23 protein-coding genes are annotated in these 25,858 nt (G+C 68.6%); 7 read left to right on the top strand and 16 right to left on the bottom strand.

The features are described from left to right. Positions 1-500: 500 nt before the first annotated feature. Positions 501-2,987 carry a helicase associated domain-containing protein gene (locus tag ACZ4O3_RS40585; protein ID WP_467727318.1) on the top strand — a complete coding sequence of 829 codons (2,487 nt, stop codon included), beginning with the start codon at positions 501-503 and terminating at the stop codon, positions 2,985-2,987. 264 nt (positions 2,988-3,251) lie between these two features. Here ACZ4O3_RS40585 and ACZ4O3_RS40580 read toward each other — a convergent pair whose 3' ends face one another. From ACZ4O3_RS40580 to ACZ4O3_RS40555, 6 genes are all read right to left on the bottom strand, one after another. Further along, positions 3,252-4,616: a hypothetical protein gene (locus tag ACZ4O3_RS40580; RefSeq protein ID WP_467727316.1), complete on the bottom strand. Its 1,365-nt coding sequence runs from the start codon at positions 4,614-4,616 to the stop codon at positions 3,252-3,254. A gap of 398 nt (positions 4,617-5,014) precedes the next feature. Next, positions 5,015-5,536: a hypothetical protein gene (locus ACZ4O3_RS40575; protein WP_467727315.1), complete on the bottom strand. Its 522-nt coding sequence runs from the start codon at positions 5,534-5,536 to the stop codon at positions 5,015-5,017. 89 nt (positions 5,537-5,625) lie between these two features. After that, positions 5,626-6,369 (bottom strand): Crp/Fnr family transcriptional regulator, encoded by a 744-nt coding sequence (locus tag ACZ4O3_RS40570; protein ID WP_467727314.1) that lies wholly within the window; start codon positions 6,367-6,369, stop codon positions 5,626-5,628. A 1,934-nt stretch (positions 6,370-8,303) separates the two neighbouring features. Continuing rightward, the gene (locus ACZ4O3_RS40565; RefSeq protein WP_467727312.1) at positions 8,304-8,828 is read right to left on the bottom strand and encodes a hypothetical protein; all 525 of its coding nucleotides are present in this window, start codon (positions 8,826-8,828) and stop codon (positions 8,304-8,306) included. Positions 8,829-9,339: 511 nt separating this feature from the next. After that, positions 9,340-10,536, bottom strand: a complete 1,197-nt coding sequence (locus tag ACZ4O3_RS40560; RefSeq protein WP_467727310.1) for a S53 family peptidase — start codon at positions 10,534-10,536, stop codon at positions 9,340-9,342. 667 nt (positions 10,537-11,203) lie between these two features. After that, positions 11,204-11,878, bottom strand: coding sequence for a hypothetical protein (locus tag ACZ4O3_RS40555; protein ID WP_467727309.1), 675 nt, complete (start codon positions 11,876-11,878; stop codon positions 11,204-11,206). Positions 11,879-12,377: 499 nt separating this feature from the next. Between ACZ4O3_RS40555 and pyrE the strand changes: the two genes are divergently transcribed. Beyond that, positions 12,378-12,905: an orotate phosphoribosyltransferase gene (pyrE, locus tag ACZ4O3_RS40550; RefSeq protein ID WP_467727307.1), complete on the top strand. Its 528-nt coding sequence runs from the start codon at positions 12,378-12,380 to the stop codon at positions 12,903-12,905. A gap of 15 nt (positions 12,906-12,920) precedes the next feature. Here the strand turns inward: pyrE and ACZ4O3_RS40545 are convergent, their stop codons facing one another. The 5 genes from ACZ4O3_RS40545 to ACZ4O3_RS40525 all read right to left on the bottom strand — a co-directional run bounded on the left by ACZ4O3_RS40545 (position 12,921) and on the right by ACZ4O3_RS40525 (position 16,706). Next, positions 12,921-13,736 carry an ExeA family protein gene (locus ACZ4O3_RS40545; protein ID WP_467727306.1) on the bottom strand — a complete coding sequence of 272 codons (816 nt, stop codon included), beginning with the start codon at positions 13,734-13,736 and terminating at the stop codon, positions 12,921-12,923. Next, complete coding sequence (locus ACZ4O3_RS40540) at positions 13,733-14,011, bottom strand: hypothetical protein (RefSeq protein WP_467727304.1); 279 nt, start codon at positions 14,009-14,011, stop codon at positions 13,733-13,735. Before ACZ4O3_RS40540 ends, ACZ4O3_RS40545 begins: the two co-directional genes overlap by 4 nt. After that, positions 14,008-14,265: a hypothetical protein gene (locus ACZ4O3_RS40535; RefSeq protein WP_467727302.1), complete on the bottom strand. Its 258-nt coding sequence runs from the start codon at positions 14,263-14,265 to the stop codon at positions 14,008-14,010. The genes ACZ4O3_RS40540 and ACZ4O3_RS40535 overlap by 4 nt, the downstream gene beginning before the upstream one ends. 574 nt (positions 14,266-14,839) lie before the next feature. Beyond that, on the bottom strand, positions 14,840-15,895 hold the full coding sequence (locus tag ACZ4O3_RS40530; RefSeq protein WP_467727301.1) for a hypothetical protein: 1,056 nt from the start codon (positions 15,893-15,895) through the stop codon (positions 14,840-14,842). Positions 15,896-15,905: 10 nt separating this feature from the next. Continuing rightward, a complete protein-coding gene (locus ACZ4O3_RS40525; protein WP_467727299.1) occupies positions 15,906-16,706 on the bottom strand; it encodes an XRE family transcriptional regulator in 801 nt (266 codons plus the stop codon). 970 nt (positions 16,707-17,676) lie between these two features. Here ACZ4O3_RS40525 and ACZ4O3_RS40520 point away from each other — a divergent pair. Continuing rightward, positions 17,677-18,048, top strand: coding sequence for an iron chaperone (locus ACZ4O3_RS40520; RefSeq protein WP_467727297.1), 372 nt, complete (start codon positions 17,677-17,679; stop codon positions 18,046-18,048). A 119-nt stretch (positions 18,049-18,167) separates the two neighbouring features. Next, positions 18,168-18,602, top strand: coding sequence for a DUF6233 domain-containing protein (locus ACZ4O3_RS40515; protein ID WP_467727296.1), 435 nt, complete (start codon positions 18,168-18,170; stop codon positions 18,600-18,602). A 148-nt stretch (positions 18,603-18,750) separates the two neighbouring features. Here ACZ4O3_RS40515 and ACZ4O3_RS40510 read toward each other — a convergent pair whose 3' ends face one another. From ACZ4O3_RS40510 to ACZ4O3_RS40495, 4 genes are all read right to left on the bottom strand, one after another. Beyond that, on the bottom strand, positions 18,751-19,005 hold the full coding sequence (locus tag ACZ4O3_RS40510; RefSeq protein WP_467727294.1) for a hypothetical protein: 255 nt from the start codon (positions 19,003-19,005) through the stop codon (positions 18,751-18,753). Further along, positions 19,002-19,358, bottom strand: a complete 357-nt coding sequence (locus ACZ4O3_RS40505; RefSeq protein ID WP_467727292.1) for a hypothetical protein — start codon at positions 19,356-19,358, stop codon at positions 19,002-19,004. The genes ACZ4O3_RS40510 and ACZ4O3_RS40505 overlap by 4 nt, the downstream gene beginning before the upstream one ends. 1,803 nt (positions 19,359-21,161) lie before the next feature. After that, on the bottom strand, positions 21,162-22,124 hold the full coding sequence (gene ku / locus ACZ4O3_RS40500; RefSeq protein WP_467727291.1) for a non-homologous end joining protein Ku: 963 nt from the start codon (positions 22,122-22,124) through the stop codon (positions 21,162-21,164). Positions 22,125-22,294: 170 nt separating this feature from the next. After that, on the bottom strand, positions 22,295-22,771 hold the full coding sequence (locus tag ACZ4O3_RS40495) for a hypothetical protein (RefSeq protein WP_467727290.1): 477 nt from the start codon (positions 22,769-22,771) through the stop codon (positions 22,295-22,297). 96 nt (positions 22,772-22,867) lie between these two features. Here ACZ4O3_RS40495 and ACZ4O3_RS40490 point away from each other — a divergent pair, with 96 nt between their 5' ends. From ACZ4O3_RS40490 to ACZ4O3_RS40480, 3 genes are all read left to right on the top strand, one after another. Then, positions 22,868-23,248 carry a hypothetical protein gene (locus ACZ4O3_RS40490; protein WP_467727289.1) on the top strand — a complete coding sequence of 127 codons (381 nt, stop codon included), beginning with the start codon at positions 22,868-22,870 and terminating at the stop codon, positions 23,246-23,248. 231 nt (positions 23,249-23,479) lie between these two features. Further along, positions 23,480-24,280, top strand: a complete 801-nt coding sequence (locus tag ACZ4O3_RS40485; RefSeq protein ID WP_467727288.1) for a ParA family protein — start codon at positions 23,480-23,482, stop codon at positions 24,278-24,280. After that, positions 24,277-25,188 (top strand): hypothetical protein, encoded by a 912-nt coding sequence (locus ACZ4O3_RS40480; protein ID WP_467727287.1) that lies wholly within the window; start codon positions 24,277-24,279, stop codon positions 25,186-25,188. Before ACZ4O3_RS40485 ends, ACZ4O3_RS40480 begins: the two co-directional genes overlap by 4 nt. Positions 25,189-25,514: 326 nt before the next feature. Here ACZ4O3_RS40480 and ACZ4O3_RS40475 read toward each other — a convergent pair whose 3' ends face one another. Then, positions 25,515-25,781 carry a hypothetical protein gene (locus ACZ4O3_RS40475; protein WP_467727285.1) on the bottom strand — a complete coding sequence of 89 codons (267 nt, stop codon included), beginning with the start codon at positions 25,779-25,781 and terminating at the stop codon, positions 25,515-25,517. Positions 25,782-25,858: the final 77 nt, after the last annotated feature.

Below are 25,858 nucleotides of genomic sequence, written 5' to 3'. Positions count from 1 at the left end.
GCGCGCGGTCTGCTACGCAGACACGACGCGGTGTCGCTACGCGACACTTACCGGCGCTGCGCGCCGGACCCGCCGGCTCCGCCGGCGGAGGGGTCCCGGACTCCGTCCAGGACCGGGCAGGCACTCCGTGCCCGCCCTGTCAGACCAACGCTCCGCGCTGGTCTGGGGCCTGACTGCTCCGCAGTCAGGCGAAAGCTGCGGCAGCAAGGCCGCGGGTGTCGCCAGTGGCAGACTCGTCGACCTCAGGTGATGCTCCGTCAATTCTGGCGTGGATCGGTTCCGGTGACTTCCGTTCAAATCTTGTGCGTCACTTCTTCTTTGAGCTTGGTTCTGGGATGATGGCATGGTTGCGCTCGCTCGCCGAGGCGCAGGTGATTCGAACTCAATATGTCCCGTGACTTACGGCTCTGGCGTAGCGTCATTTTCGAGCCTGGATCAGTTTTGGGCTAACTCCATACCCACCTCTCCGAACTCTGAGATTGCGAGGTCTTGTGGCTCACATGGAATTGCGTCCGCATCAGGTTGAGGCGGTGGATTCGGTGCTCCGGAATCTCTCGGAGCAGCCAGGAAAGGGAATCCTGTCCGAGGGGTTGCGGACTCAGGTCATCGCCGCTACAGGATCCGGTAAAACCCTGATCGGTGTGGAGTCGGCGAATCGTCTTTCAGCGCGCCGGGTGCTGGTGTTGGTGCCGACGTTGGATCTGCTGTTGCAGATGGCTGCCGCGTGGCGTGCGGGTGGCCGTCGCGGGGCGATGGTCGGGGTGTGTTCGCTGCGGGGTGCGGACAGTCAGGGTGTGCCGTGTACGACGGATCCGGATGAGCTGATTGCGTGGACGGCCGGCCCCGAGACGGTCACGGTGTTCGCGACGTACGCGTCGGTGGGTATGGGGACGCTGCAGCGGGCTCATGCTGCGGGTCTGCCGGTGTGGGATCTGATGGTCGTGGACGAAGCCCACCGGGTCAGCGGTGATGCCGGGAAGCCGTGGGCGGCCGTGCACGACCAGGCCCAAGTCCCGGCGGTGCGGCGGCTGTACATGACCGCGACGGCGCGGGTGTGGGAGGCCGGCGGGGACCGCCCGCGGCTGGTCGCCTCCATGGATGAGGACTCGCCGGTGTTCGGGCCGGTGGCGTACAAGCTGAAGTTGTCCGAGGCGATCCGGCTCGGTTTGGTGGCGCCGTATCAGGTGCTGTGCCTGGACATCCGTGACCCCGACCTCTACGCCGTGCTCACCACGGAGGCGACCGGCTCCGACGCGGTACGCGGGGCCCGGCTGGCGGCCGTGCAGACCGGGCTGATGCGCGCGGCCGTTGCGGAGCGGTTCCGGCGTGTGTTGTCGTTTCACAGCCGGGTCGGTGAGGCGGAGGCGATGGCGGCTGCCGTGCCGGTGACGGCGGCCCGGCTCGCCGCAGACGACCCGGAGACGTTCCCGCCGGCCGAGCAGGTGTGGGCGCAGTGGCTGTACGGCGAGCACGCACCTGCGCACCGCCACCGTGTGCTGGAGGAATTCGCGTCCGATTTCCTCGGGGGTGGCGGTTTTGAGGGCCGGAATGTGCGCGCGGAACTGCGTGTCCTTTCGTCGGTGCGTGTTCTGGGTGAGGGCGTCGACACGGCCGAATGTGACGCGGTTCTTTTCGCGGATGCGCGTGGCTCGATGGTGGATATCGTGCAGATGGTCGGGCGTGCTCTGCGGATGCGGCCGGGGGTCGGGAAACTCGCCACTCTGATCGTTCCGGTATTCCTCGGGGAAGGCGAGGATGCGAACGAACTGCTCACCTCGGATGCGTACGGGACCCTCGCGAAGATCCTCGGGGCGCTCCGCGCGCACGACACGGAGACGATCGAGGCGCTCGCCGATCCCCGGGTCCGCAACGCCCGTCCGGCCGCCGTGGACGGCGAGTTGGAGCGGGACGACGACGGCGACGACGGCCAGGAGGAGGCCGTCGTCGACCGGGTCGGTGCGGCGGCGGCCGGTGTGCTCAGGTTCAGCGAGGAACGCGACCCGGCCGCCCTCGCGCAGTTCGTCCGGCTGCGGGTCATCGACCCCGAAGTTGCGTACTGGCGGCGCGGGATCGAAGCCGCCACCCGTTGGCTGCGCGAGACCGGCAACACCGAGCTGCGCGTCCCGTACACGTACGTCACGCCGGAGGACTGGGGCGCGGTCGGCGGCCATCCGCTCGGGGTGTGGATTGCGGATCAGCGGCGGTACTACGCGGCCGGAACGCTGGAGGCCTCCCGCGTGGAGCAGCTGGAGACGCTCGGGATGGTGTGGTCGGTGCAGGCGTCCGCGTGGGAGACCGGCCTCGCCGTCGCGCGGTCGTACGCCGCAGTGCACGGGCATCTGCTCCCGCCGACCACGGCGGTGTGGGGCGGAGACAACTTCCCCATCGGTGTCTGGTTGAAGAACCAGCGCGCAGCGGCTCGCAAGGCGGCTGAGAACGCCGAACGGCGCGCTGCCGGGGAAACGGGCGTCTCCTATGCCGGAGAGCTGTCACAGGCCCGTATGGAGGCTCTGGCCGACCTGGACCCGGGATGGTGCCCGGGGTGGGACATCTCCTGGCAACGCTGCCTGCGGCTCGTGCTCGCTCATGTGAAAGCCGGCGGCGCACTCCCGTCCGGACCCGGTGAACTCATCGTCCAGGGCGAAGACCTCGGGGTGTGGGTCACCGGCCAGCGGGCCGGATGGGACAACCTCATGCCCACGCAGCAGTGGCTCCTGGAGTCGGTGGGGATCGAGCCCGCCGCCGAGGACGGGGCACCGGCCGCGGGCGCGCCCCGCACGCAGGACGCCCGGTGGGCCGCGAACCTCACCGCCGCCCGGCAGTACCACGCACGGGAGGGGCACCTGATCGTGCCCCGCAAGGCGGTAGAGATCGTGAACGGTGTCGAACACAAGCTCGGGGCGTGGCTCGACAACACCCGCCGCAGGGCCGGGAAGCTGAGCCCGGAGCGGCGTACGGCGCTGGATGCGCTCGGCATGCGCTGGTAGCCGGCGGGTTCGGACACGACGCTGCCCGCCCCTGGATTCTGGGACGGGCAGCGGATGTGCGTGTGATTGTGAAGGGCGGTCGCCTACGCGGCGAAAGGCTCCATGAGCCATCAGCCGAACGATCTTCCTCATAGGCAATAGGTGAGGCCCGGGGACACTGTCCCCACCACAACCACACCCCGCACAACAGAAACAGACGGCCAAACATCCCTCTCCCCAGCTGGCTCTTCCATGGCGTGGGAGAGCCAACACCGTCACCAGTGGTTAATGGGACCTGAGGGGAAGGGCACGCTCAAGGAAGTCGAGCCGGACCTGTCGGGGCAGCTTGCTGTCGAGTCCGAGTGCGGTACGGATGGACTCTGCGCTGACGTCCCGCGGGATGCCCATGCGGCGCTCCGCCTCTCCGATGATCTCCGCGATGGCGTGGTACGCGGAACGGGGGTGGTGGCGGATCAGCCAGTCGAGCATGTTCACCACGGGCGTGGTGACGCCGTAGAAGATCGTAGGTCCGGTGTCTTTGGTGGCTTCGTCGAGTTCCTTGCCGCTGGCGAACTCGTCGAGGAAGGCGTGCCGGACGGTCGCCGCCAGGTCGTTGTGGTTGATGATGCTGTCGGTGTCGGTGGCCACGCCCAGGGCCAGGTCGTCCGCGATCTCGTGCACGGCGCTCTCGGTGCGGAAACGCAGTGCCCAGCGCTTGCGCCAGTCCGGCCGTTCCCACAGGGTGCCCAGGAACCGGCGGGCCAGCCGCTGCCGGAGTTCTGAGAGGCCGATGGAGAGATCGTCATCTGGGGAGCTGAGTTTGGCGGCCGCGTTCTCGGGTGAGCGGTCGCGTTCCTCCGCCCAGTCGGCGGCCACCGCGCGCGACCACAGGCTGCGGCCGTTGATGACCGCCTGGGGCGGGGGGACGTCGCGCTGGTCACGGGCGATGTAGGCGCGCAGGGTGGAGGCTGCGATGCCGCCGGTCCTGGCCATCTCGGGTGCGCCGATGAGCTGGTCGGCGGCGAGTTCGGGTGCGGAGAGACGGACCACGCACTGGTCCAGCGGCAGGGCGTCGCCCGGCCGGCGGGAGGCCCACAGGGCCAGGTGGTCGTTCCACGGGTCGGGGGGCGGGGCTTCCCGGTCGAAGTTGGCGACTTTCAGCAGGCGGCCGCCGTCGGGATGGGCGTTGTCGTCGAGGAGGTCGGCGGCGGTGATGGTGGTCGCGGCTTTGACAGGCCGGCCCTCGAAGCGCTCGCCGGGGGCGTCCCATACCTGGTCGGGCCGGTACCAGGTGGTGCCGTCCCACCAGTAGCCGCCCTGGCGGAACAGCAGTTGGGGTCCCCACCAGTTGCTGTGCCAGGGCGAGGCGTCCTCGTCGCGGACGAGGAGGACCGTCCGGCCGTGTTCGGGGTGGTGGCGCAGGACCCAGGCCAGGTCCTGGCGGATCGGGTCGGTGGTGAAGGCGAGCCAGGCGCCGTCGGTGTCACGGTCCCTGTCCCAGCGGCCCCAGGTGCTTCCTTCGTCGTGACGGCCGACGGCTTCGACGGCGACGGGGTCGCCGACCGGGATGTGGTTGTCGTCGACGAACGGCAGGCCCGGGACGGGATGGTCGGTGTGCAGGCCGTTGGCGAGCGGCTGAAGGCGATGCATCGGTGCTGTACCCCCTGAGTCTTAAGCGCTGTAGCTATTACAGCACTTGCGATGCCCGGGTGGCAGCAGAATGAAACGCTCGCGCGCGAAACGGCCGGCGGCCATCCTCATGGAGACTGCGCAGCTCGCACAGAGGCGCCTCGCAGAACCGCAGTTGTCCCACCGGTCACTGCGCCTGGGAGCACCGCGGCAAGGGCTTCGCTGCTTCGGCATCTTCACCCGGCCGGCTCGTCGGCACGCGCGTTTCAGTGCGCCAGGGCGAGAGGCGGGGCAGCGGCACGGCACCGGATCCGGACCAGCTTCGTGCTGGCCGTGGCGACGGATCCGGTGCCGCTCGGGAGATGGTCTGAAGCGGGCGGTGGTGTGTGCCGCCCGCGGTGGCCGACCTTCTTGGGTGGTCAGCCGCGGCGGAGCAGGGTGATCTTCTGCCGGGCGGTGGAGATGGCGTGGGCCAGTTCGGCGCGGGCGGCTTCCTGCTTCATGGCCTGGACGAGCTGGGCCTGGTGGTCCGGGAAGGACACCTTGAGGGCAGGGGTTGGGGCGGGCAGGGCCGTGTTGAGGTAGTCGTCGACGCGTTCGACGACCTTGCCGAGTTCGGGGCGGATGGCGTCGATGTGGTCGGCGATGCCGCGGATCATGTCGCCGGTCTGGGAGATGTCTTCCAGGTCCTCGGGGCGGCTGGGCTTCTTCGCCCTGCGGCACTGGGCCTTGTAGAGGTCGGCGAGCCACTGGTCGGGTTCGTCGTAGGCGGTGTTGGCCGCGTCGGTGGTGCGGATCTGCTTCATCCAGGCGAAGACCTCCTGGTGGTGCAGGAGGGTGTAGAGGGCGAGTGCTCCCATGAGGAAGGAGAATCCGATACTCGCCGCGAGGCTGCCGCCGCTGGTGCCAAGCGCCAGCGGGGTGCCGTGCATCGTGGTCATGGTGGTCCGTTCACGGGCGCGCCGCTCCCGGGACGGGTGTGCGGCGCGGCAGACGGGGGGGTGGGTCCGGAGTGGCGTCGGGGGTGGTGTCAGGCCCCGACGAAGTGGCGCAGGCCTTCGACGTCGCGGACGACGAACTGGCGGTAGCGGGCTTCGATGACGCCGTGGTGGCGCAGGGTGCGCAGCGCGTTCTCGGTGGTGGAGACGGCGAGCTGGAGGGCTGCGGCGATGTCTTTCTGGCCCGGGCCGGTGATGACGGTGGAGCGGGATGTTCGGGGGTCGGGGACGCCGGCGGTGTCGGCGAGGTGGGCCAGGAGTCTGCTGACGCGCTCCAGGGGCGGGCGGATGGACATCCCGTAGACGACTTCGTCGGTGCGGTTGCGGTCTTCGAGGCTGTGGAGCACTGCGAGGCGTGCCTCGTACAGGCGGCGTTCGGTGAGGGTGTTGAAGCGCCGGGCGCCGCAGGGGATGACGACCGTGGTGGTCAGGCAGCGGGTGTCGACGCGGGAGCCGGGCTGGATGAGGGCGGCCTCGCCGACCAGTTCGCCGGCTGCCCTGAAGCGGGTGACGGTCGGGATGCCGATGCCGGTGCCCAGCGGGTAGCGGTCCTGGCGTACGACGCCTTCGAGAATGATGTAGACGAACGGGTCGTCGGCCCCCATGGGCAACAGTTCGTCACGGGCGAAGGTGCGGCTGCGCAGGCCGGCCTGGAGCAGCTGGTACCAGGTGTCCGCGGAGCGCTCGTGCAGGTGGTGCAGGAAGCTTCCCTCAGGCTTGCCCTTGTGGGCGTGCAGGAGGTCGGTGGGCCGTGAGGTGTCCAGGGCGGGAGGCATCGTCACACTCCCGTCCGGGCCGCGGCGGCGGGACATGTGCCGGTGCGGTCGCGTCCTTGGGCCTGGTGGCGGCGCGGCATCGCGGACGGCACGGCGTGGTGTCCGCGAGGGCACGGGGGTACGGCGCCGCGTGAGTTGGCGGTGGCCATGGTGCTCTTCTCTATTCGGTTTGATCGTTTGGGGACCCCGCTGTGCAGCGGGGTCCCCGGTGGTGGGTCCTTCGCCTCTCCGGGAGGTGATGCGTGCCCGGGTGGTGTGGGTCCGGGCGGGGTGGAGCGACGCGAGACGGGATAACGCTACCCCTCGCCGAGACACAAGAGCTACCCGCGTTTTTGGAGGTGCGGTGAGGGCGTTTGGTAAGGCAACAAACCCCTATGCACGGGGGATTGTTACCGGCCACCCGGAGGCCGGCGGCATAAATCCTTCATCTTCGTTTTCATGAATCACCCGCAATCGCATGCAGATATTCATGCCAGGCCGTGGAAAAAATCCCTCAGACGGGCACCAACTGGCTCACATGTAAACGCGCAGCAAAAAACGGGAGGCCCCGGGGCACCACCCCCAGGACCTCCCGGAAAGGGTCCGGACCCACCGGGATCAGACCGGTGTCCAGTAAACACCACCGACCGCACTAAGGTCACTCCCGATCCACCGTCGGATGGTCTCTACCGCAGTAACTAGCGCTGGAAACCCCCCACCTGCGGGGGTTTGACATGTCCATCACATGCCGTTGGTCTTGTCAAGGCGGCGCCCCGCGACCGCATGGAGATCGTCCCTTTTGTGCACCCTGGAGCGAGACGCTCCGCCGCCCCGGAGGTCGTGAGAGCGCGATCAAATGATTATCGCCGTTCAGGAATCAACAAACCCGATCAGCAGACGCAACACCGGCGCCCCGCGGTCGGCCGCCCGTGCGACCCTCGCACGGGCACCCCATATCCTCGGAATCCGCATCGCGCATTCCGGCGGACAACATCAAACCGGAATGCACGTTGCATAGATAATTCCGCCGCCTCCGGCCGCGGCGGAATATCGGACATCAATCAGCGGGTGCGGGCGGCCATATTTCCGAATGTCGACTGATCCACAATGCCATGTTCCGCCATCCCCTGCCCGCACTCCCGCCACTCCGGCCGCCGACCTCAAAACCGCCCGGGATCTTTCGGCCCGTCAGGTTTGTTACACAGCCGACAGGTTGACGTTTGGTTGCGTCCGGACCTGACGTACCGAGCACAGAAAATGATCAACCGGGCACCCAGAGTAACGTGCGTCACATTGTCAGCCGCCCCCAGCCGCCGGGCGTGCGCCTACGCGCTCACCGAGCGCCCCCCGCCTCATCTCGCAGACAGCCCCGCCAACACGCTCCGGAGCACGCCACCAACCGCTCCCCTGCGCCGCCCACGTCGCCGGACTGAAGCAGATGCACGAGGCGACCAGGGCCCGCCCGGTCGACGAGCGCGCCAGCAGTCACGCCATCGGTCAGGCCGGCCCCCGACCGGCCCTCAACGCGGCCCTGTTGGCCTGGCCGACCGGTTGATGGTGTGACTACTTCGCCGGCCGGGTGAATCCACCCACCAACCGGCACACAGGAAGCCGAAGGGGCCGCTACGAAGATCACAGCCCTGTTCGTGATCTTCGGAACGGAGACCCGCGCTGTGCGCATCGCCCGCACCCGACACGCCCTGATCACCGCGCTGTTAGCGCCGCTCGCCCTGCTCACCCCCACCACCGCCCACGCCACCCCGGCCACACCCGCGGCCGCACACCAGCCCGTACACCGCGCGCCGGGCGAGACCATCACCCTGCCCTCAACCCCGCTACGGTGGCGAGGGAGCCCACCTCTGTCTTCAGACAACGATGTTGGGCTCCCTCGTCGCATGCGCGCAGCCGATCCCTTGGGGTCGATCACCCGGCGGGGTCTACGACCTTGCTGGAAGTCAGCCGATGCCGGTGACCTGGAGCGCGGTGGTCCAGTTGTTTTTGATGGCGCTGCGGGCGGCGGAGAGGGTGATGGTGCCGTTGCAGACGGCATTTTTCAGCTTGGTCTCGGTGCCATCCTTGGTGTAGGCGGTCTTCGTGCCGTAGTGCGGCTCGGGCCACAGGTTGCCGGGGTCGCGGGGCGCACCGCCGAGCTCCAGCGGCACGAGGTGGTCCTCCTCGTAGTCCGACATGTTGGTGTCGGAGTAGCCGTAGTCGATGATGCCTTGCGCCTTGAGGGGGTTGGTGTAGGACGTGGACGGCCGGACGGTGTCGGTCCAGCCGGACACGCAGATGGTGCTGTGGATGTTCGACTGGGTGACGTCGGGGTTGTACGAGCCGGGCGTGCAGGACGAGTCGGGCAGCGGCAGGTAGGACTGGGAACAAGTGGAGGCGTGCGCGGTGCCGGTCACCGCGATGATGAGGCCTGCGGCGGCCATGCCGAGGGCGGTGGTGGTGGCGGTGACGCGGTGCAGAGGTCGCATGTGGCGGTCTCCCGATTTTGGCCCGGAGGCGAGGTTCCGGGCGGCTGACGGAATGACAGCACCGGCCGGGTCTATGCGGGTAGACGTGGACGGTGAACTTCTCGTGACCTGCACCTTTTCCTTACCAGGGCATGGGTGAGCCTTGCCTAAATCCCCGGTTTCGCTTGGGAGTTGCCTCGAAGAATGCGGTCCCAGGCGAAGGGTTCGCCGAGCACCTCGACGGCACCCTGCCCCCTGGTCCGGTGATCCAGCAGGAGCCCGCACATCACCGGAGAGACGCTCAGCCGGTGCGGAGACTCAGAAGCTGAGCCTGAGGCCTACATGACAAGTGCGCCCAGAGCCTTGCTGCGCCGAAGGGGGCTCGACTGGAGCTGACGGAACCCCGGGCAAGGGGTTTGGGAACTCCTTGAGACCCGTCCTGGGTATAGCCGTCATTGGATGTGAAAAAGCTGCCGGGCCGCGGGCGGGAAGCCGCCTGCGGCCCGGTAGTCGGTGCGAGAGGTGCGGCGGGTCAGAAGGCGCCGGTGCCGTTCGGGGTGCCGAGGCCGGTGGGGCCGTCCCAGCCGGCGCGGGCGTTGCACCACTGGGTGGTCGGGCAGCTGCCGTTGCTGCCGGAGGTCACGTCGTAGAGCGACGTCGCGTGTGTGTAGGGGTAGTTGTTGTCGATCGAGCCGGTGTTGCCGGCCAGCCCGTAGACCGAGGCGATGATCGGGGACGACACGCTGGTGCCGCCGAAGACCAGCCAGCCGGACAGGCCCTGGTACGCGGTGCTGTCGTAGACGGCCACGCCGGTGGCGGGGTCGGCGACCGCGGAGACGTCCGCCTCGGCTCGGTTGGCGCAGCCGGTGCCGAAGGAGGCGGCGCCGCTGAGCGCGGCGTTGTACGCGGAGCAGCCGCTGCCGGCGCCGCTCCACGCGGTCTCGGCCCAGCCGCGGCTACTGGTCGAGGTGGTGAGGTGGGTACCGCCGACGGCGGTGACGTAGTGCGAGGAGGCCGGGTAGCTCGCGCCGTAGCCGCTGTCACCGGAGCTGGCGGTCACCGCGATGCCCGGGTGGTTGTAGTACGAGCCGTAGGTGGCGTCGGAGGCGTCGGAGCCGCCGTAGCTGTTGCTGATCGCCACCACGCCGGAGGTGGCCGCCGCACGGTTCACCGCGGCGCCCAGATTGGCGAAGGACGCGGAGCTGGCCTCCACCAGGAGGATGTGGCAGTTGGGGCAGATCGCGGAGACCATGTCGACGTCGAGCGAGATCTCCTGGGCCCAGCCGCCGTTGCTGCGGGGGTATTTGGTGCCGCCGTTCTGGTCGATCTTCTTGAAGCAGCCGTTAGCCGTGGTGCAGGCCGGCAGCCCGAACTGGCTGCGGTAGACGCCCAGGTCGGCCTCGGCGGTCGGGTCGTCGTACGCGTCGACGATCGCGACCGTCCGGCCCGAACCGGCCGTGCTGGACGGCAGGTTGTACGCGGACTGCAGACTGGAGGGTCCGTAGCCGGAGGGCGTGGCGTTCGGGGCGACCGACTTCAGGGAGGTGAGGTCGGTGCGGACGATGGCCTTGCACGCCGCGAACCCGGCCTTGGCGGTGGCGCAGGAGTGGGCCGGCGCCTTGACGCTCTGCGAGGCCGCGGCGGGGGAGGCCACGGCGGGGCCGAGGACCGTGAGCGGGATCGCCGCCAGGGCCGCGGCTATGGTCAACAGTCTTGCGCGCAGCTGCATATGGGTCTCCTTGGGTTGTGGAGATCAGCGACGGCGCAAGCGTGCTGGAACGGCAGCCGAACGGAAAGCCATGGAATATTAAAGACAGGACTCGTTCATGTTTCCTGCCTGCATGAATGGTGATTCGAGGTGTGAAACTCTGACATGCGCATGAGGGGTTTGGCTATCCGAATCCGAGAGTGACTGCCTGCTGCAGTGCTGGTGACGCGGGGTCCGTTCCGCGGCGTGCTGGTGACACGGGGTCCGTTCCGCGACGTGACGGCATTTCGTCTTGCTGCCCAAGCGCTGAGCGGTTGAGCCGCCGAATTCGTGGACGCTGCGGGCCCGCCGCAACGCGCGGGACTATGAACGCCTCACGTCCCACGCCGAAGCACGCCTCCAGTGGGCCTTCATCACCCTCATGACCCGCCCCTCACCCGACGAAATCACCGAACGACGCAGTCCCAGCTCCCCTCGCCGCAGCCGCCTGACGATCCCTCCGGCTGCCGTTCGGTTCGGCGTCCATCGACGCTGAACCGAACGGCAAACCCGATCACCACCCACCTCCAGGACACCGGGACCTGCGGAAAGAGGATGTGACACAGGCACTCAAGGGGTCCTGTAGACGCCCATGACCCGGTGGGCAGCACGGGCGCCGGGTGGACAAGGACTGGTGCCGGTGTGCGGTTCAGTCGAGGCCGAGGGTGCTGAGTGCCGTGGTCCAGTCGGTGACGATGGCTTTCTGCGCAGCCGTCAGAGAGACCTTCCCGGCGCAGACCGCGGTGTGCAGCTTCGTCTCCACCGGGTCCTTGCGGTTGTTCACCCCGGAGCCCTTCTTGTGGCCGGGGTCGGTCGGCTCTACCCACAGATTGCGGTAGTCGTTGGGGTCGCCGCCGAGTTGAAGGCTGATCAAGTGGTCGTACTCGGCGTCCCGCATGCTCCCTGTGAACCCGTAGGAGGCCGCGTTCAGCTTCTTCTCCTTGCCCGTCACGTAGGTGGAAGGGCGCACCCCGGAGGTGTAGCCGCCCTTGCGGCAGATCGTCGACGCCAGGTTCGCCTGGGTGACGGCCGGAGAGATCGCGCCCGGCGTGCACGCCGGGTCCTCCAGAGGTTCACCCTTCTCGTACCGGTAGTGGCACGACCCGGCGGCCGGCTGCTGCTGCACCGTGTACTTCTTCTGCGGGCCGGCCCCCACCGCGATCGCCCGGCCCGCTCCGTTCGCCCCAGACGCCGCCCCCGAGGTCGCTCCCGGCGCGCTCGTGGTCCCCGACGGCGCCGAGCCGCCCAGCGAGGCGGACTTGCAGCCCGCGAGCAGCAGGCAGGACAGCACCACGGTCATCGTGGCGCGGCGGGTGAATGGCATGACAGCCCCTCATAGTCTGGCAACGGCTGCCCAGATGCTGCCCTACCCGGCCGGCGCCGTAGCGCGCGGGGTGGGGCGCGCGGACGCGCACCCGGCGTACCCCCACCCGAAGAGGGCTACCGACGGCGTGCGGTTCGCGAGGTGACGGAATGCTTCATCGGCTGCTGACGCCCTGCCACGCCGGGCGGCGGCATCAGGCCGCCCTGCGGCCGCGACCTCCGCGCCGCGAGGAACACCATCGCGCCGCCCGTTCTCGTGAACAAAGCCACCTGCCCACGCTCTGGACCCTTGTAGTGGCAGCGGCAGCTCTGAAGTGTTGCGCGACGCGCTGGATGAGCATGACGGCGTCACTGTCGTTGATGACGTGCGGGCGTGAAATGACCCCTGCGGCCGCAGGCCGCAGGGGTTCTTGGTGTTCACGGTGTCGGCTTCGTGTTCACGGTGTCGTGGAGAGAGCCGGTGTCTTGGCTGGGAGGCGTTGCTGGGAGACTGGCTGCCTGTGACTCACTCTGATCTTGCTCGCCGTATCCATGCCGCTTCCCATCTGACCGGGCAATTCACGCTTCGGTCCGGCCGTACTGCCACGGAGTACTTCGACAAGTACCGGTTCGAGGGCGACCCGGTCCTGCTGGACGAGATCGCCCGGGAGATGGTTCCGCTGGTGCCGCCGGGCACCGAGGTCCTGGCCGGCCTGGAGATGGGCGGCATCCCGGTGGTGACCGCACTCGGCCGACACACGGGGCTCCCCTGCGCTTTCGTGCGCAAGCAGGCCAAGCCGTATGGCACCTGCCGTCTCGCCGAGGGCGCCGACGTCGAAGGCCGTCGGGTGCTGGTCGTTGAGGATGTGGTCACCAGCGGTGGACAGATCGTGCTGTCGACCGCGGACCTGCGGGGTCTGGGGGCTCAGGTGCAGGAGGCTCTGTGCGTGATCGACCGTGAGCAAGGCGGAGCCGATGCCCTCGCCGCCGAGGGCATCGGACTGTTGTCGCTGCTGACGGCCGCAGATCTGCGGGCCGCTGCCGTCTGATCGGCCGGGCGCCCTTCAGTCCGTCGCGTGTGTCTCGGTGATGGCGAGGCGGGTGGAGGACTCGTCCACGATGCTCTTCTCGTCGGCGAACGCGGCGATGAGGGACTGCAGGGCGATGTTGTTGACCGAGCGGGGCAGGCCGCGGCTGGTGAGGTGGATCAGGTCGACGGCATCGTCGGAGAACAGCGGGTCGGATCGGCCGGCGATCGTCAGGTGGTGCTTGATGTAGCTGGCGGTCTCCTCCTTGCTCATGGTCGGCATCTGGTAGCTGATCGCGATCCGCTGGTCCAGGGCCGCCAGGATGCCGTGCTTCATCCGCTTGCGCAGGGCCGGCTGGCCGATCAGCAGCACCGCGAACGGCGTCGTGGAGTCCATCTCGTAGTTGGTGAGCATGCGGATCGCGTCCAGCTCGTGGTGGTCCAGGAGGTGCGACTCGTCGATCACGACTGCGGGGGTGCGTCCGCGTTCATCGACCTCGGCGGCCAGCGCGGCGGACGCCTGAGCTGCGAGAGCGGCGGACTGGTATTTCGGAGTGCCGCCCAGGCTGGTGACGATCCGGTCGTAGAGGCCGCGCATGCCGACCCCGGGGTTGGGCTGGTAGATCACGGTGAAGCGGGCCGGATCGAGCGAGGCGACGGCGCCCTTGAGGGCGACGCTCTTGCCCGCGCCGACCTCGCCGGTGACCACGCCGATCGCCCGGTTGTTGATGCACCAGGCGATGCGGGCGGCGGCCTCCCGGTGGGAGTTGTGCTGGTGGAGCATGGAGGGGGCCAGGTCCCTGCCGAAGGGGACGCGGGTGAATCCGTAGTAGCCCTGGACGCGGTCGATCATGGAATCCTCCTGGGGCAGGGGCAGAACTCCGCCTGGGCGGCGGCCAGTTCGACCGATTCGTCGGCCGCGGCCCGCCGGCCGAGCCGGATGGCGAGACGGACCGCGCGGAAAGCGGTGCGAACGGCGGGAGTGTCGAGGGTGCCGGCGTCGTGGTCGGCCCGGTGGCAGCTGCCCTCGGTCAGGGCCACGGCCCGGTCGGCCAGTTCGCGGGGCGTGAGCATGAACAGGTCGGGTTCGGGGTCGAAGTACAGTTCCTCGGCCCGGGTCGGCTTCACTGCCGGCCCCGTGAATCGTCCATAAGGGACGAGTAGTTGGTGCCCTTGGCGGTGTTCGCGGTGTGCGCCTCATCGAGGATCTTGAGGTAGTCGATCCCGGTCGGCGGCGCCGGCTCGGCCGGTGTCTCCGGGCTCGCCTTGGGGTGGGCATGGCGGCCGACGTGGTGTGGGACCGCCTTGCCCAGGGCCTTGCCCGATGCCCTCACCTCGATGTCGGTCAGGTCGAACGGGTCGAAGACCAGCTCCACCCTCATCCCCGACAGCATTCATGTCCACCGCGAGTGTCGCCGACCCCCGGCTACATGCTCATGCAGAGAGTCGTCCAACAGCCCCTGGAGGGCCAGAACCCGTCCCTAGCGGGGCGAACAGGGGGTGTGGGCCGCCTTCTTGTTCGTGGCCGTCGGTCTAGGAGTGTCGGAGCCGCGTGAAATCGCTGCCGCAAGGCCTGGCGGCCTGGCGCGCCGCCTCCATATGGCTGCTCAACCAGGCTGGCTCGGTCGGGGGGCTCGTTGGTGGGGCGGACCGGGGCGCATTGCAGCAGGCACTGTCGCAAGTCGTGACGATCAGGCTGATGCCGATAGCCAAGATCTCGTAACTGGCGCCGCATAAGAACTCGGCCAGGTCAGCGGGCGCGATGCAGGCCAGCTGTATCGGGGCGAGGGGGTGGGGGGTGTTGCCCGGCAGAGGCGGGCGGTGGCTGAGGTGCATGGCAAGCGCTCTTTTCGGATGTCGTCGTGGCGGGGAGCCCGCCCGGCCGGTGGCCTCGGAACCGAGACGGGGCTCCCCTCCTTGGTCCTGTTCGGATCTGCCTTTCGCTTGTCGGACCGGCTACAGGCGGTGGAAACACGCGGAGGCAGCGACGGACGGTGCAGCCGCTCTGATGCTGTTGAATCCCGACGGTGCGGGTGCGTATGTCTGGACGAAGCGGCGCAGCCGGTATGACCGGCGGTTGCTGCGGGTGTCGGGGGTGTCGGCTGCGGTGGCTGTTTTCCAGCAGACGGCGGCGGCCTTCTCGAAGAATCCGTCGGCCAGTGCGGTTTCGTGGCTGGCGGCGGTGACTTCGACGTCCAGGTGTTCCGGGGCCTTTGCAGGCGGCGGGGCGGGCAGGCCTCTGGTGCCGGGATTCGAGGGCAGCCGGTTCGGCAATTCTTCGGCAGGCTCGGCTTCGCCCGTGGGCCAGGTGCAGTCAGTGCTGCTGGAGGCTGCAGCGACGGCGTTCCCAAGTCGTTCGGCGAAGCGTGTGCCGGGTACCGGGATCTCGCAGTCAGGGTGCAGGACGTATCCGGTGGTGACGGCGCGGGCAACAAACTGGATGAGTGCCCGGGTGGTGGGGGTGTGGGGGCGGGGGGTGGCATGAGTGAGGTGGCTGAGGATGCGCAGGACCGTCACCAGGCTGGTGTCGGGCGTCATCATCCGGTAGGCGGGGGCGTCTTGGTAGGGGTCGGTGGAGTCCTCGGGTGGTGCGTAGTCGCCGGCTTGGCCGTGCCACAGGGCGGCGGCGTGAGTATCGCCCTGGGCGAGGTGGTGGAGGTAGAGGCAGTAGGCGGAGACGGTGTCGTCGGCGCCGGCGGCGTACTGCCACCAGAAGCGAGCGCCGATGTCGGCGCCGGCAACTTGCAGGGCGCAGCCCAGGATCCGGGCGGTGCGGGGTTCGGGGACCTGGTCGGTGAGGAAGTCGGCGAGTTTCTCGGAGGTGGAGTGGGTGACGACCGCCTCGCACAGCGCGGCAAGTCGGGCGGCAGCACTGTCGTCCGCCTCATCCGGCCAGTAGCCGGCCCAGGGCAGGAGATCGTCCTCGGCGTGGTCGTTGTAGGGGACGACGTCGGAGGGGACGTGGGGGTGGTGCAGCAGCGACCGGGCGAGGAGGTCGTCGACAGTGCTCATGGCGGGGGAATCACTCCTGGGGTTCGGTATCGGGGAAGAGTTCCTTCAGAGCCCATCGGGCGTGATGGTCCAGAGTGTGGGTGACGGCCGGGGACAGGCCGACGATGCCCGGGACGGCATCGGCGTCGATGCCGCACAGGTAACGCAGGACGGTGATGTCCCGCTGGTCTGCAGGCAGGCGAGCGATCGCGTCGAAGAACCTGGCGAAGACGTCGACCTGAGCCAGTTGTTCCACCAGGTCGGATGCCTCGTACGGGGCCGTGGTGCAAAACGCAGCCGCGCGGAGATCCGGGTATCCGCCGGGGCGGCGGGCCGCGCGGGCCAGGACGCGGGAGCGCAGCAGCTCCCAGGCGTAGCGGGGCGTGTGGGGGCTGGCGGTCGCTTCGTCCCAGGTGACCCAGAGGATGTCGAAGGTCTCGGTCACCGCCTGCATGGCGCGCGGGCCGGCCTGGAGGAAGGACTGGGCGTAGGCGGTGTAGGGCTGGCGCATGGCCTGGGCCAGGCCAACGTGTGCGACTGGCTGGTCGTCTGGGTCACCGGACTGGACGTCAAGGATGCGGTTCTTGATCCACGTGGCGTCTTTCTCGGCTTCCGCTGCGGCCATCTGCCACAGCCGGCGCAGCGGAGCCACGGGAAGATTCAGTACCCGCACCACGCTGTAGGTCATCTCCCAGCCTGGGTAGTAGCCCTTGCCGCGTAACAGCTCGGACAGGCGGGTCTTGGAGTACCCGGAACGGCCCACGAGGTCGTCCAGGGTCAGCCCGCTCGCGGCGAACCGGCTGCGTACCGGTCCCAGCCAGGTTCGGTGCATCAGGCCGGCGCTCTCGCAGATCGGCTCCGGAGGCCGGCCGCGGCGATGCGGAGGTTCCCCCGCAGGCTGCTGAGGGACGAGCGGCGTCACCGCGACGGCTCCCCACTCGTGGCCCGTGCCGCACACGATCCTGCCGACGCGCCTCGCCGGGCCACCGTGCCACGACGCGCGAACGCGGTCTGACGGACACGAAGCCTCAGCGATGGGAACTGAAGCACGGCCACCGCCGTGAGCTGTCCCGGCACGGACCTGCCCGTGCCCTGCGTGAGGACCACCGTCATCAAGACGACAGCCGTCACCAGCGTGCTTGTCATGTCACCTTCCCTAGGAGGCAAGCGTCTGAAAGGGCCTCTCCGAGGCGGTGCTCACGCGCCTCGGAGAAGCAGGACCACAGCATGCTTGCGCCGGGCGTACGCCCTCAACGAGATCAGGAAAATGCGGAACAAAGGCACTTCGCCAACTCAAGGGACCTGATGGTCACAGAAGACCACCGACGGACTACGCCTAGAACTACGGCTGGTACTCCATACCGACCACGAGATCCAGCAAATCATGGCGGAATGAACCTTTTTGATGGCGGAACCGTACTTCTTGTTGCGACACTCGATGGATTGCGCACCATGGAGAACGGGCGCCTTCCAGGTGCCGCACCTTCCTGTCTGGAAGGCCACGCGGACCCCTCGTGCTCAAGAACTACCCGGAGGGGACCGCACCGCTTCCGTCCAGCCACACCCACGTACTGGGCGGAAGCGGCGGCGAACCCGCAAGGCGGCCCCGCCGGCCTCTACGGTCAGCCCATACGAAACCATCCCCAGCGGGCGGCCCTGGGACGGCGCCCTGCACGGGACGACGTACGACATGCGCGAGGCGGCCACTGTGCCGGGACAGACTGTCCTGTGACAGCGAACCTTGAGGTCGTGCCATCGAATGCTCGCCGGTGCGTTCGGGCGGGCAGTGCCAGACTGGCGCCATGGGAAAGCCACAGACGATCGACGAGTACATGGACGGCTTCGACGGGCAGGGCCTCGACATACTTGAGCAGGTGCGGGCGCTAGCCCACGACACGGTCCCCGAAGCGATCGAGGCGATCAAGTGGAGTCATCCCGCGTGGGTGCACCCGTCAGGGACGATCCTGTTCACGCTCAACGGCCACACCAAGCACGCCAATATCGTGTTCACGCCCAGCACCCGGGAGGCGTTCGATGCTGATCTCGCCGACTTCGCCACCGGCAAGGGCTCGGTCAAGCTCCCGTACGGCCAGCCCGTGCCGGGTGACCTGCTACGCCAGATGATGGCGTTCCGTGTGCGCGAGCATGAGGACGACGGCGTGCTGTGGATGTGACGACCGTGGGCGGTTCTCCATCGTTCAAACTCCGACGTCACTCGCTCTATGTTCGCTGTCACGGAACACAGACGTCCGCGTCATCGGCAGGCGGAGGCTCAGCCGCTAGAATCGAACGCATGAACGAGTTGCCGCCTGATCCGCCGCGCCTGCGCGCGATCCTGGCGCACCTCGACAAACAGCTCGCCGACACCGACGCCGTCGCCACCTACCTGCGCCTCCAGCGCGGCGCCGTCCAGGCGGCCCTCTCCCGTGCCGAGCGCAGAGCGATCCCTCGCCCCGCGATATCGGCTCCCAAGCGCCCGCCGGCTGCCGACCGTCCCGCCGCCCCTCCGCAGCTCGCGGGTCTCATGCCGACCCGCTTCATCATGGAACGGCCCGCGAAGCCATCGAGCGCCGCGCTCGTGCACACCAGCGCCTGCACCAGGGGATTCACGAGCAGCCGGCCTCTCGATGCCGGGCTCGCCCGCCAGGTGCTCGTGAACGACCCCCGGGGCTTCGCCGCCTGCACCGCCTGCCGCCCGGACACCGAACTCGGCATCGACGTCGCCTGACCGGTCACGGCGCGGCTGTGACCGCGGATTTTGACTTGATCCCCCAACCGAGCCATTCTTCAGGCACGTTGGAACTTCTGCCGAAAGGGCCGCCCGCCGGGGCGGCCCTTTCGCGTTCCCGGATGTCCCGTGCAGACCGTGCCGTCGCTCACGCGCCGGGCAGGCTGCGCAGCAGTTCGCGGACCGCGCGCCGGATGGCCAGGCGGCGGGCGAGGCCGGGCGCGGCGTAGGCGACGACGACCAGGACCGCCACCACTGCGAATGTAGTCAGGGGGCCGATCCAGCAGGATGCGAGCAGGGCGGTGCCGGTCAGGAGCAGGGCGGCGAGGGTGAGCGCGAGTGCCTGGTCCTGGAGCAGGTCCTGGCGGCGGTCGCGGTGTGCCGGGGGTGTCTGTGTGGTCATGCGCGGCGCAGGCATCCGGCCGGCACCTGGCCTCCGGGCACGATCCGCCACAGGCTGCCGCCGCCGCACTCCCGGTACTGCGACCAGCCGCTCCGGCCGACTCCGACCACGCACGACGGCACCCGCTCGCCCTTGCGCAGGTAGCGCACGATCGGCGAACGCGTCGTCGCCACCGGACCCTCGTTCCACGCAGGCCTGCGCACCGCCACCCGCTGGACGGCGGTCCACGTCGACGTACACGGCGCCGCCGCGGACGGAGCAGCGGGTGCCGGCGGCGCGGCAGACAGGACAGTCACCAGGACGACGGCGACGGCGACGGCGGCCATGGTGAGCAGACGTCGGATCGGGTGCATACACGGGTCAACTCCCGCCCTGGGCAGGCCGGTCACGGCCGCACCCACAAGATCACCCAGCAGGGGAACGGCGGGGAGCTTGTCTGCCCGGCGGCGCGCGGCCCCTGCCGTCGCGCGCAACGGAACCACCCCGCCCGGCTCCCCTCGCCCGCCAACCGACCTGCACCCACCGATCACTTTCACCAGGTTCAGGGCACAGGAGTAGGCGCAGAGGGGATGTCAGCACCCCGACCACGCCCGAACAGGCACCTGAGCTGCACCGACGCCCGCGCTCCACCAGGGCCGCGCAACCCCAGCCGCAACACCGGCGGCGCCGTCGGCGGGACCGGACCGGTGACCGGTCCGGCGCGCGCGGCCCCGCCGACGCGCGAGCAGAATCCCCGGCCGCCCGATCCCCCACAGCGCTCCCCGCGCCCCGCCCGTTCCCGGCTCTTCCTCTTTCCTGCCGTGACGGGACTCGGGGTGCTCTGTGGGGGATGTCAGACCCCGACCACGCCCCGACGGACGCGGTGACCTGCATAGACACGGAGAGATCGATTCGGCAGGGGTAACAGATTGCGCGCCAGATTACGCAACAGATAGTGCGCCAGATCGCGCGCCAGTTTGTGCGGCCCGGACCGTGCGGCCCGGGCCTCGGTCATGCCCGGTCTGGGACAGAGTTGCGGAGCTAGGGACGGATCGCTGTAGGAACCCCGCCTCACCAACCCGACCAAAGCCAAACGTCACAAACAGTCGAGATTCCCCCATAACCACTTTGTAGACGGAGGCCGGACCGTGCGGTCCGGCCTCCGTCGTACCTAGCCGCTGGCGGCTAATGCAGAGCATCGTGCGGGCGGCACCGTGGCCGCATGCGCTCGCCAAAGCCTCGCCCATATCGACCGTCACAACCGGCCCGGATTACGACACAACCATTGTGTAGGAGCCGATCACGGCAGGCGGGAAGTGCTTGCACTCCAGTCCGAGTGCCGGAATAGCGCGGCTAACTCCCGCACCAGTCACAGTGCGGCCGACCACCCGCCACCCTGCCTCCACCCGGCACTCAGCCACCACGCGACACAAAGCCGCGCCCCTGCCACTGTCCTGCCCCCACCCCGCGCACCAAGGGGTGAAAGAACCCTGCCCCTGAACTGGAGTCCCGCCATGGCCGCCTCTGCACTGCCCCGCAGCCTGCCCAGCATCGCCACCATTGGCGCGGTCGCATCCGCTGCCGCCCGTCTGCCTGTCGGTATCACCTATCTACTCGTTGTTGGCGGTCTGGTCTTGGCAGCCCTCGCTCTTCTCCTGCCCGGCGGCATCCCCGCACTGAAGGACTCCCAGACCAGGGACCACGCGACAAAGCAGGCGTTCGCCCTGGCGCACAGCAACCCGGCCGCCGGGGACACTGCGATCGGACTCCTGAACGCAGCGCACAGCGTGCCCGGTACGCCCGCGAGACCCGGCATACCGCCGGACCGACAGGATCAGCCACCGGACACTCCAGCAGGCTCCCCGCCCTGACCGCCCGACTCGGTTCGAACGACTGTGCCAGAGTGGCCGGTATTCTCCGGGTGGAGTGGCCGGAGAGCGCCACCCGGAACAGGAACACCACGATGGCCACGCCCCCGCCGCCGATCTCGGAACCCGACCCGTCCGCGCTGGTCTGCCCCAGCGACCGGGTCGGGCTGTGTGCCGGATGCCAGCGCAGGACACACCGGTACGGCAACGGCGGCAGCCCCCTGTGCCAATGGTGCATGGCAACAGTGGAGCCGGGATGGGGACCGGCCGTGCGATACACCAACACCCGCACCTGACCCCAGCCCGCGGCTACGCGCTGCGGCGGGGCTTGCGGGCCGTCGTCTTCTTGGCTGCCGTCTTCTTCGCCGCCGTGGTCTTCTTCGCGGTGGTCTTCTTCGCGGTCGTCTTCTTCGCGGGGGTCTTCGCCTTGGCCGTCGTCTTCTTCGTGGGCATCTCATGGACCTGCGCGTCGGTGCCCGTGTCCTCACCGCGCGAGGCTTTCGCCTTGTCCACCGACTCCTGCAACGCCGCCATCAGATCGAGCACCTGGCCTGCCGGCTTCTCCGGCTCCGGCGCCGCCGGCAGTTCGCGGTCCTCCCGCTTCGCCTCGATCACCTTCTCCAGCGCCTGGGTGTAGTGGTCCACGAAGTCGGGGCCCTCCAGCCGGTCGGTGGTCATCCGCTCGATCAGTGTCACGGCCTCCTCGACCTCCGCGTCCGACACCTCTGCCGTCGGCGGGTTCACCCCGGCCGGGTCCCGGACCTCATCGGGCCAGCGCATCGCGTGCAGCACAATCACGTCGTCCCGGACCCGCAGCAGCCCCAGCCGCTCCCGGCCGCTCCACGCGAACTTGGTCACCGCGACCCGCGAGGACCGCTGGAGCGCCTGCCGCAGCAGCTCGTACGGCTTCGCGGCCACCGGGCCGTCGGGCTGGAGGTAGTAGCCCTCACCGATCCGGAGAGCGTCGATGGACTCCCACGGCACGAACCCGTGGATCTCCAGCGCCTTCGCCGTCGGCAGCGGCAGGTTCCGCAGCTCTTCGTCGGTGATCGGGACGACCTGGGTCTTCGTGAGTTCGTAGCCCTTGCCGATCTCGTCGGAACGGACCTCGCGGTCCTCGACCTCGCAGAACTTCCGCACCCGCACCCGGGCCATGTCCTCCAGGTGGTACTGATGGAAACGCACCGAGTGATCTTCGGTCGCACCCACCACATGGCACGGGACCGTCACCAAGCCAAAGCTGATCGCACCGGACCAGATACTGCGGGGCATGGCGCACCTCCATCGCGGGCCCCGAGCCCTCACAGCCTACGATTGCCGCCGCCCAACGGCACGCTGCCGGTACGCAACAACGAGGGAGCCTGCACCGGTCAGCGGTCGGCTTCCAGAGCTCCAGCCCCATTGGTTCCACGACGCAGGTGCATCGCATCAACGGCAGCCGGTCAGACCGGTACGGCTTCCCGCAGTACCTGCGCGGTCCGGTCGCAGATCCTCGCCAGCTGCTCGCGGAACGGGTAGATCTGTCCGGCCCCTGCCACGTCTCGCAGGGCCTTTAGGGCTTCCACCCATTCCACCGCGTCTCCGGGCAGTGTGTAGGGCTGGCCGGTCACCCTGACCGCCGGACGGGGCGGCGCGGGAATCGTGACGGTCAGGGTGCGGGTCGTCGTCCGCTCCACCACCTCACGGACCGGACCCTGAGTGCGGCCTCCAGCCGTGACAGGCCGCTGCGCACGGGCCTGCGCGGTACGCACCTCCCATGCCCGGGTGCGGTGCGCAGGCGTGCAGTACTTGGGCGGCCGGCCCCGCCCGCTGTACGCCATCGCCGCGCCGCACCAGGCGCACGTCCGCTCCACCAGCCGCATACGTACCGCCGTCTTTTCGTCCCGCGAACCGTCTCGGACGGAAACCATTTTCGTCACGGACGTAAACCTACTACCTGGGGAAACGACGTGAACCTGGGGTACTTGGTCCGGCGTGGTCCGCCCCGTCCACGCGAGCACAGCACGTTGCGGGCCATGCGGGAGCTCCGGGCCCAGACAGACTCCGACCACGACCTGCCCGGCCCTTCGGCGGACCCCGCTGTGACGGAGACGGTCACCAGGGTGCTGGAAAGCTTGCCCGCTCAGAAGCCGGACCTGGACGCGCTGAACGTACTGCGCAGTCGGGTCAAGCAGGCCGAACGCCGGTCACCCGGGCTCGCGTTCGGCGAGGTCATTGCCTGTATCGACGCCTACCAGAAGACCATGCTCCCCGACGGCTTCGTCAAGAAGCTCACGGGCAAGAAGGTCACCCTGGACGAGCTCCTGGACCTGTCCCGGCAGCAGGGCACAGCCCTGGCCGGGGTCAAGAGCGCATGCGATGCGGCACAGACCGAGATAGACCGCCGTACCAAGTGAGGCGAAAACGTTCCGTGGGCGGCTCTTCGGTGAGCTGCTCACGGGCTCCTCGCCAAGTCCCGTGCACGGGTGCGGGGTTACTTCCACTCGCCCGTGCGGAGCCGCACCCGCGGCCGTCCGCAGTTGGCACGCACTGAGCGGTAGCTGCACGGCACCGCTGGCCAAACGGCTTCCTGTCGATACGCTTCGCTGCGTGAGTTCGGCTTATCGACTGATGATGAAGGTTCCAACATGAGCAGAGTGCTGGCGGTGTACAGCGAAAAGGGCGGCGTGGGCAAGAGCGCCCTGTCCGCAGGCCTGGTCGCAGCCGCACGGAAGCGGAAGCTTGGTGTCATCGCGGGCGATCTGGATCCTCGCGGCACCTTCACGGCTGAGCTGGGCATTTCGAACGAAGAGGCGCCGGCGTTCTCCATGAACGACCTTCTCGCGCTCGACCCTCAAGGGGAGACCGGTCTCGCCGCGGAAGCGTTCGCACCCGCTTCGGAGGCCTGGTCGGGGGTGCAGGTCATCGCCGCGGAACGGGCACTGGCGAACAGAGAGACCGACAACGTGGCCATCGGTCTTGAGTTCCGACTGCGTCTGGGGCTGAAGGGCGTGGTCAAGGACGGCATGGTCGGCATTCTCGATCTACCCCCGCGGGCCGGCGGGAAGCTGGTGACGTCCGCTCTCGTCGCTGCCACCGACGTAGTCATTCCTGCAACCCTGGACGAAGACGGGCGGATCGGTGCGGCAGAAGCACTCAACACCATCAAGCTGGTGAAGGACCTGGGCATGAATGCCGACCTGCGGGTGGTCGGGATCATCCCGTCGATAGTGCCGGGCGGGCGCAGCACGCTGAAGGACGCCATAGGGGAGTACCTGGCGGATACCTATGGAGATCTGTACCGGGATGACCTGGTGATCCCCCGCCACTCGGTGAGGCAGCAGACGCGATTCGCATGTGTGCCCATCACCGATGCGCCGGGCCGGGAGGCGCAGGCGCTCACCGACGTTTACGACCGAATTCTCACGGCATCAGGAGTGGAAGCGTGAGCAGCAACAAGCTCATCGCGGCTGGCAGCAGCCGCCTGCGGAAGGCCGCCGACTCGGCCGTCGACCCTGCGGTCCCCGCCGAACTGCAGAGGCAGGCGGCAACGGACGCGGCAACAACCGGCACCGCGGGCCAGGAACTCAGCGTCTTCGCGCACGCTCGCGTCATCAGCGGTGACGACATCACCGGCACGCCGGAAGAACAGCTGGCCTACGTCACCGACCGCCTGCTGGAGATCGACACCGCTGGGAAGCGCGCCGAGGACTTCATCGTCCTGAACAAGGCCGTGCTGCTCGAGGTCGCCCAAGAGCGTGAGCTGCACGCGGTGGCCGGCCAGAGCAACTTCTCGGTTTGGGCGGCGGAGGTTCTCGGTATCCAGCCGAAGTACGTGTTCGAGCTCCTCAAGGACGCGACCCGAATCCGTTCCATCAGCGAGCTGGGGCCCGAGCTCGCACAGCACCTGACGCGCGCGTCAGCCCGCAAGGTGATGGCGGAGGTCATCGACAAGCAGGGCCTGGAGACCGCGCAGCTTGTGATGCACGAGGGGCTGACGCAGGCGACACAGCAAGGCTTGAAGAGGCCGACCGCGGCCCAGTTGGAGGCCATCGCCAAAGGCTTGGCCACCCCGACGATTCCATCGCAGGAACAGCGATCCGAAGTCCCCGCGGCCCCGGCACCGGAACTTCCTGCGGCGGTGCCGACCACACCGCTGGAGCGAGCGGTCACCGCGCTCAAGGAGCGGGTGTACTCGGCACTCGCACCGGCTTCAGTGCGAGCAGCACTGGAGACTGACCCGGTTGCGACCCGTGAGCACGTCGAGGACCTGGAGGCTGAGCTCGCGCGGGTGATGAAGCGGCTTTCCTCGGCACAGCGCGCTGTCGGCGCCGCGCCGGACGAAGCCTCGGTCTAGTCGCAGGACGGCTGGAGGTCAGAAATTCTGACCTCCAGCAAAGGCTCGGTGCGATCGAAGATCGAGGGATGCCTGCACGACGGGCGGAGTACCCGCACAGCGGAGACGGAACAGCTCAGTCAGGAAACCTTGACTGCGGCAAGGAGCCGTGGCCAGGACGGGTACGAGCCGCTCACAGATCTGTGGCGCCGGGTCTACTCGCTGCTCCCCCAGTCCGGCACGGACGGCCTGACCCCGCGGCACTCGGTTGGTCCCGCCGCCCACGCACGCGACCGGCCAAAGGAGCGCCTGCCGGATCGGGCAGGGGCACGGGCTTGGTGCGAGGTTCAGAGGCGGGCCAGCAGGGTGTAGGCCGTGACCAGGACACGGTCGAGGTCTTTCTGCGTCAGTGGCTGTTTCAGGGGGTTGCCCGGCATCGCCACCGGCATTGCCGCCGCCGTCTCCGCTGTCGCCCCCCTGCCTGTCGGAGTGGCCTTGTTCCTCTTCGGGGTCGGCGCGGCCATGGTGGCCATCGCTCTTCTCCTGCCCGGCGGCATCCCCACGCTGAAGGACTCCCAGAACAGGGCCCGCGCAACGGAGCTGGCGTTCGCCATGGCATCCAGCAACCCGGACGCCGGGAACGTCGCGGTCGGACTCCTGAACGCAGCCTGCAACGCAACCGGCGCGCCCG

This window comes from Streptomyces sp. NPDC026515, from assembly GCF_055567595.1.
Note: the sequence above shows the minus strand (reverse complement) of the source record. Positions and strands in the feature narration are given on the sequence as shown.

Bases quoted from the DNA above. Each gene is read 5' to 3' on its own strand.
- ACZ4O3_RS40585 (WP_467727318.1), top strand. From the start codon at position 501: ATGGAATTGCGTCCGCATCAGGTTGAGGCGGTGGATTCGGTGCTCCGG.
- ACZ4O3_RS40580 (WP_467727316.1), bottom strand. From the start codon at position 4,616: ATGCATCGCCTTCAGCCGCTCGCCAACGGCCTGCACACCGACCATCCC.
- ACZ4O3_RS40575 (WP_467727315.1), bottom strand. From the start codon at position 5,536: ATGACCACGATGCACGGCACCCCGCTGGCGCTTGGCACCAGCGGCGGC.
- ACZ4O3_RS40570 (WP_467727314.1), bottom strand. From the start codon at position 6,369: ATGCCTCCCGCCCTGGACACCTCACGGCCCACCGACCTCCTGCACGCC.
- ACZ4O3_RS40565 (WP_467727312.1), bottom strand. From the start codon at position 8,828: ATGCGACCTCTGCACCGCGTCACCGCCACCACCACCGCCCTCGGCATG.
- ACZ4O3_RS40560 (WP_467727310.1), bottom strand. From the start codon at position 10,536: ATGCAGCTGCGCGCAAGACTGTTGACCATAGCCGCGGCCCTGGCGGCG.
- ACZ4O3_RS40555 (WP_467727309.1), bottom strand. From the start codon at position 11,878: ATGCCATTCACCCGCCGCGCCACGATGACCGTGGTGCTGTCCTGCCTG.
- ACZ4O3_RS40545 (WP_467727306.1), bottom strand. From the start codon at position 13,736: ATGATCGACCGCGTCCAGGGCTACTACGGATTCACCCGCGTCCCCTTC.
- ACZ4O3_RS40535 (WP_467727302.1), bottom strand. From the start codon at position 14,265: ATGAGGGTGGAGCTGGTCTTCGACCCGTTCGACCTGACCGACATCGAG.
- ACZ4O3_RS40530 (WP_467727301.1), bottom strand. From the start codon at position 15,895: ATGAGCACTGTCGACGACCTCCTCGCCCGGTCGCTGCTGCACCACCCC.
- ACZ4O3_RS40525 (WP_467727299.1), bottom strand. From the start codon at position 16,706: ATGCACCGAACCTGGCTGGGACCGGTACGCAGCCGGTTCGCCGCGAGC.
- ACZ4O3_RS40520 (WP_467727297.1), top strand. From the start codon at position 17,677: ATGGGAAAGCCACAGACGATCGACGAGTACATGGACGGCTTCGACGGG.
- ACZ4O3_RS40515 (WP_467727296.1), top strand. From the start codon at position 18,168: ATGAACGAGTTGCCGCCTGATCCGCCGCGCCTGCGCGCGATCCTGGCG.
- ACZ4O3_RS40510 (WP_467727294.1), bottom strand. From the start codon at position 19,005: ATGACCACACAGACACCCCCGGCACACCGCGACCGCCGCCAGGACCTG.
- ACZ4O3_RS40505 (WP_467727292.1), bottom strand. From the start codon at position 19,358: ATGCACCCGATCCGACGTCTGCTCACCATGGCCGCCGTCGCCGTCGCC.
- ku (WP_467727291.1), bottom strand. From the start codon at position 22,124: ATGCCCCGCAGTATCTGGTCCGGTGCGATCAGCTTTGGCTTGGTGACG.
- ACZ4O3_RS40490 (WP_467727289.1), top strand. From the start codon at position 22,868: ATGCGGGAGCTCCGGGCCCAGACAGACTCCGACCACGACCTGCCCGGC.
- ACZ4O3_RS40485 (WP_467727288.1), top strand. From the start codon at position 23,480: ATGAGCAGAGTGCTGGCGGTGTACAGCGAAAAGGGCGGCGTGGGCAAG.
- ACZ4O3_RS40475 (WP_467727285.1), bottom strand. From the start codon at position 25,781: ATGGCGAACGCCAGCTCCGTTGCGCGGGCCCTGTTCTGGGAGTCCTTC.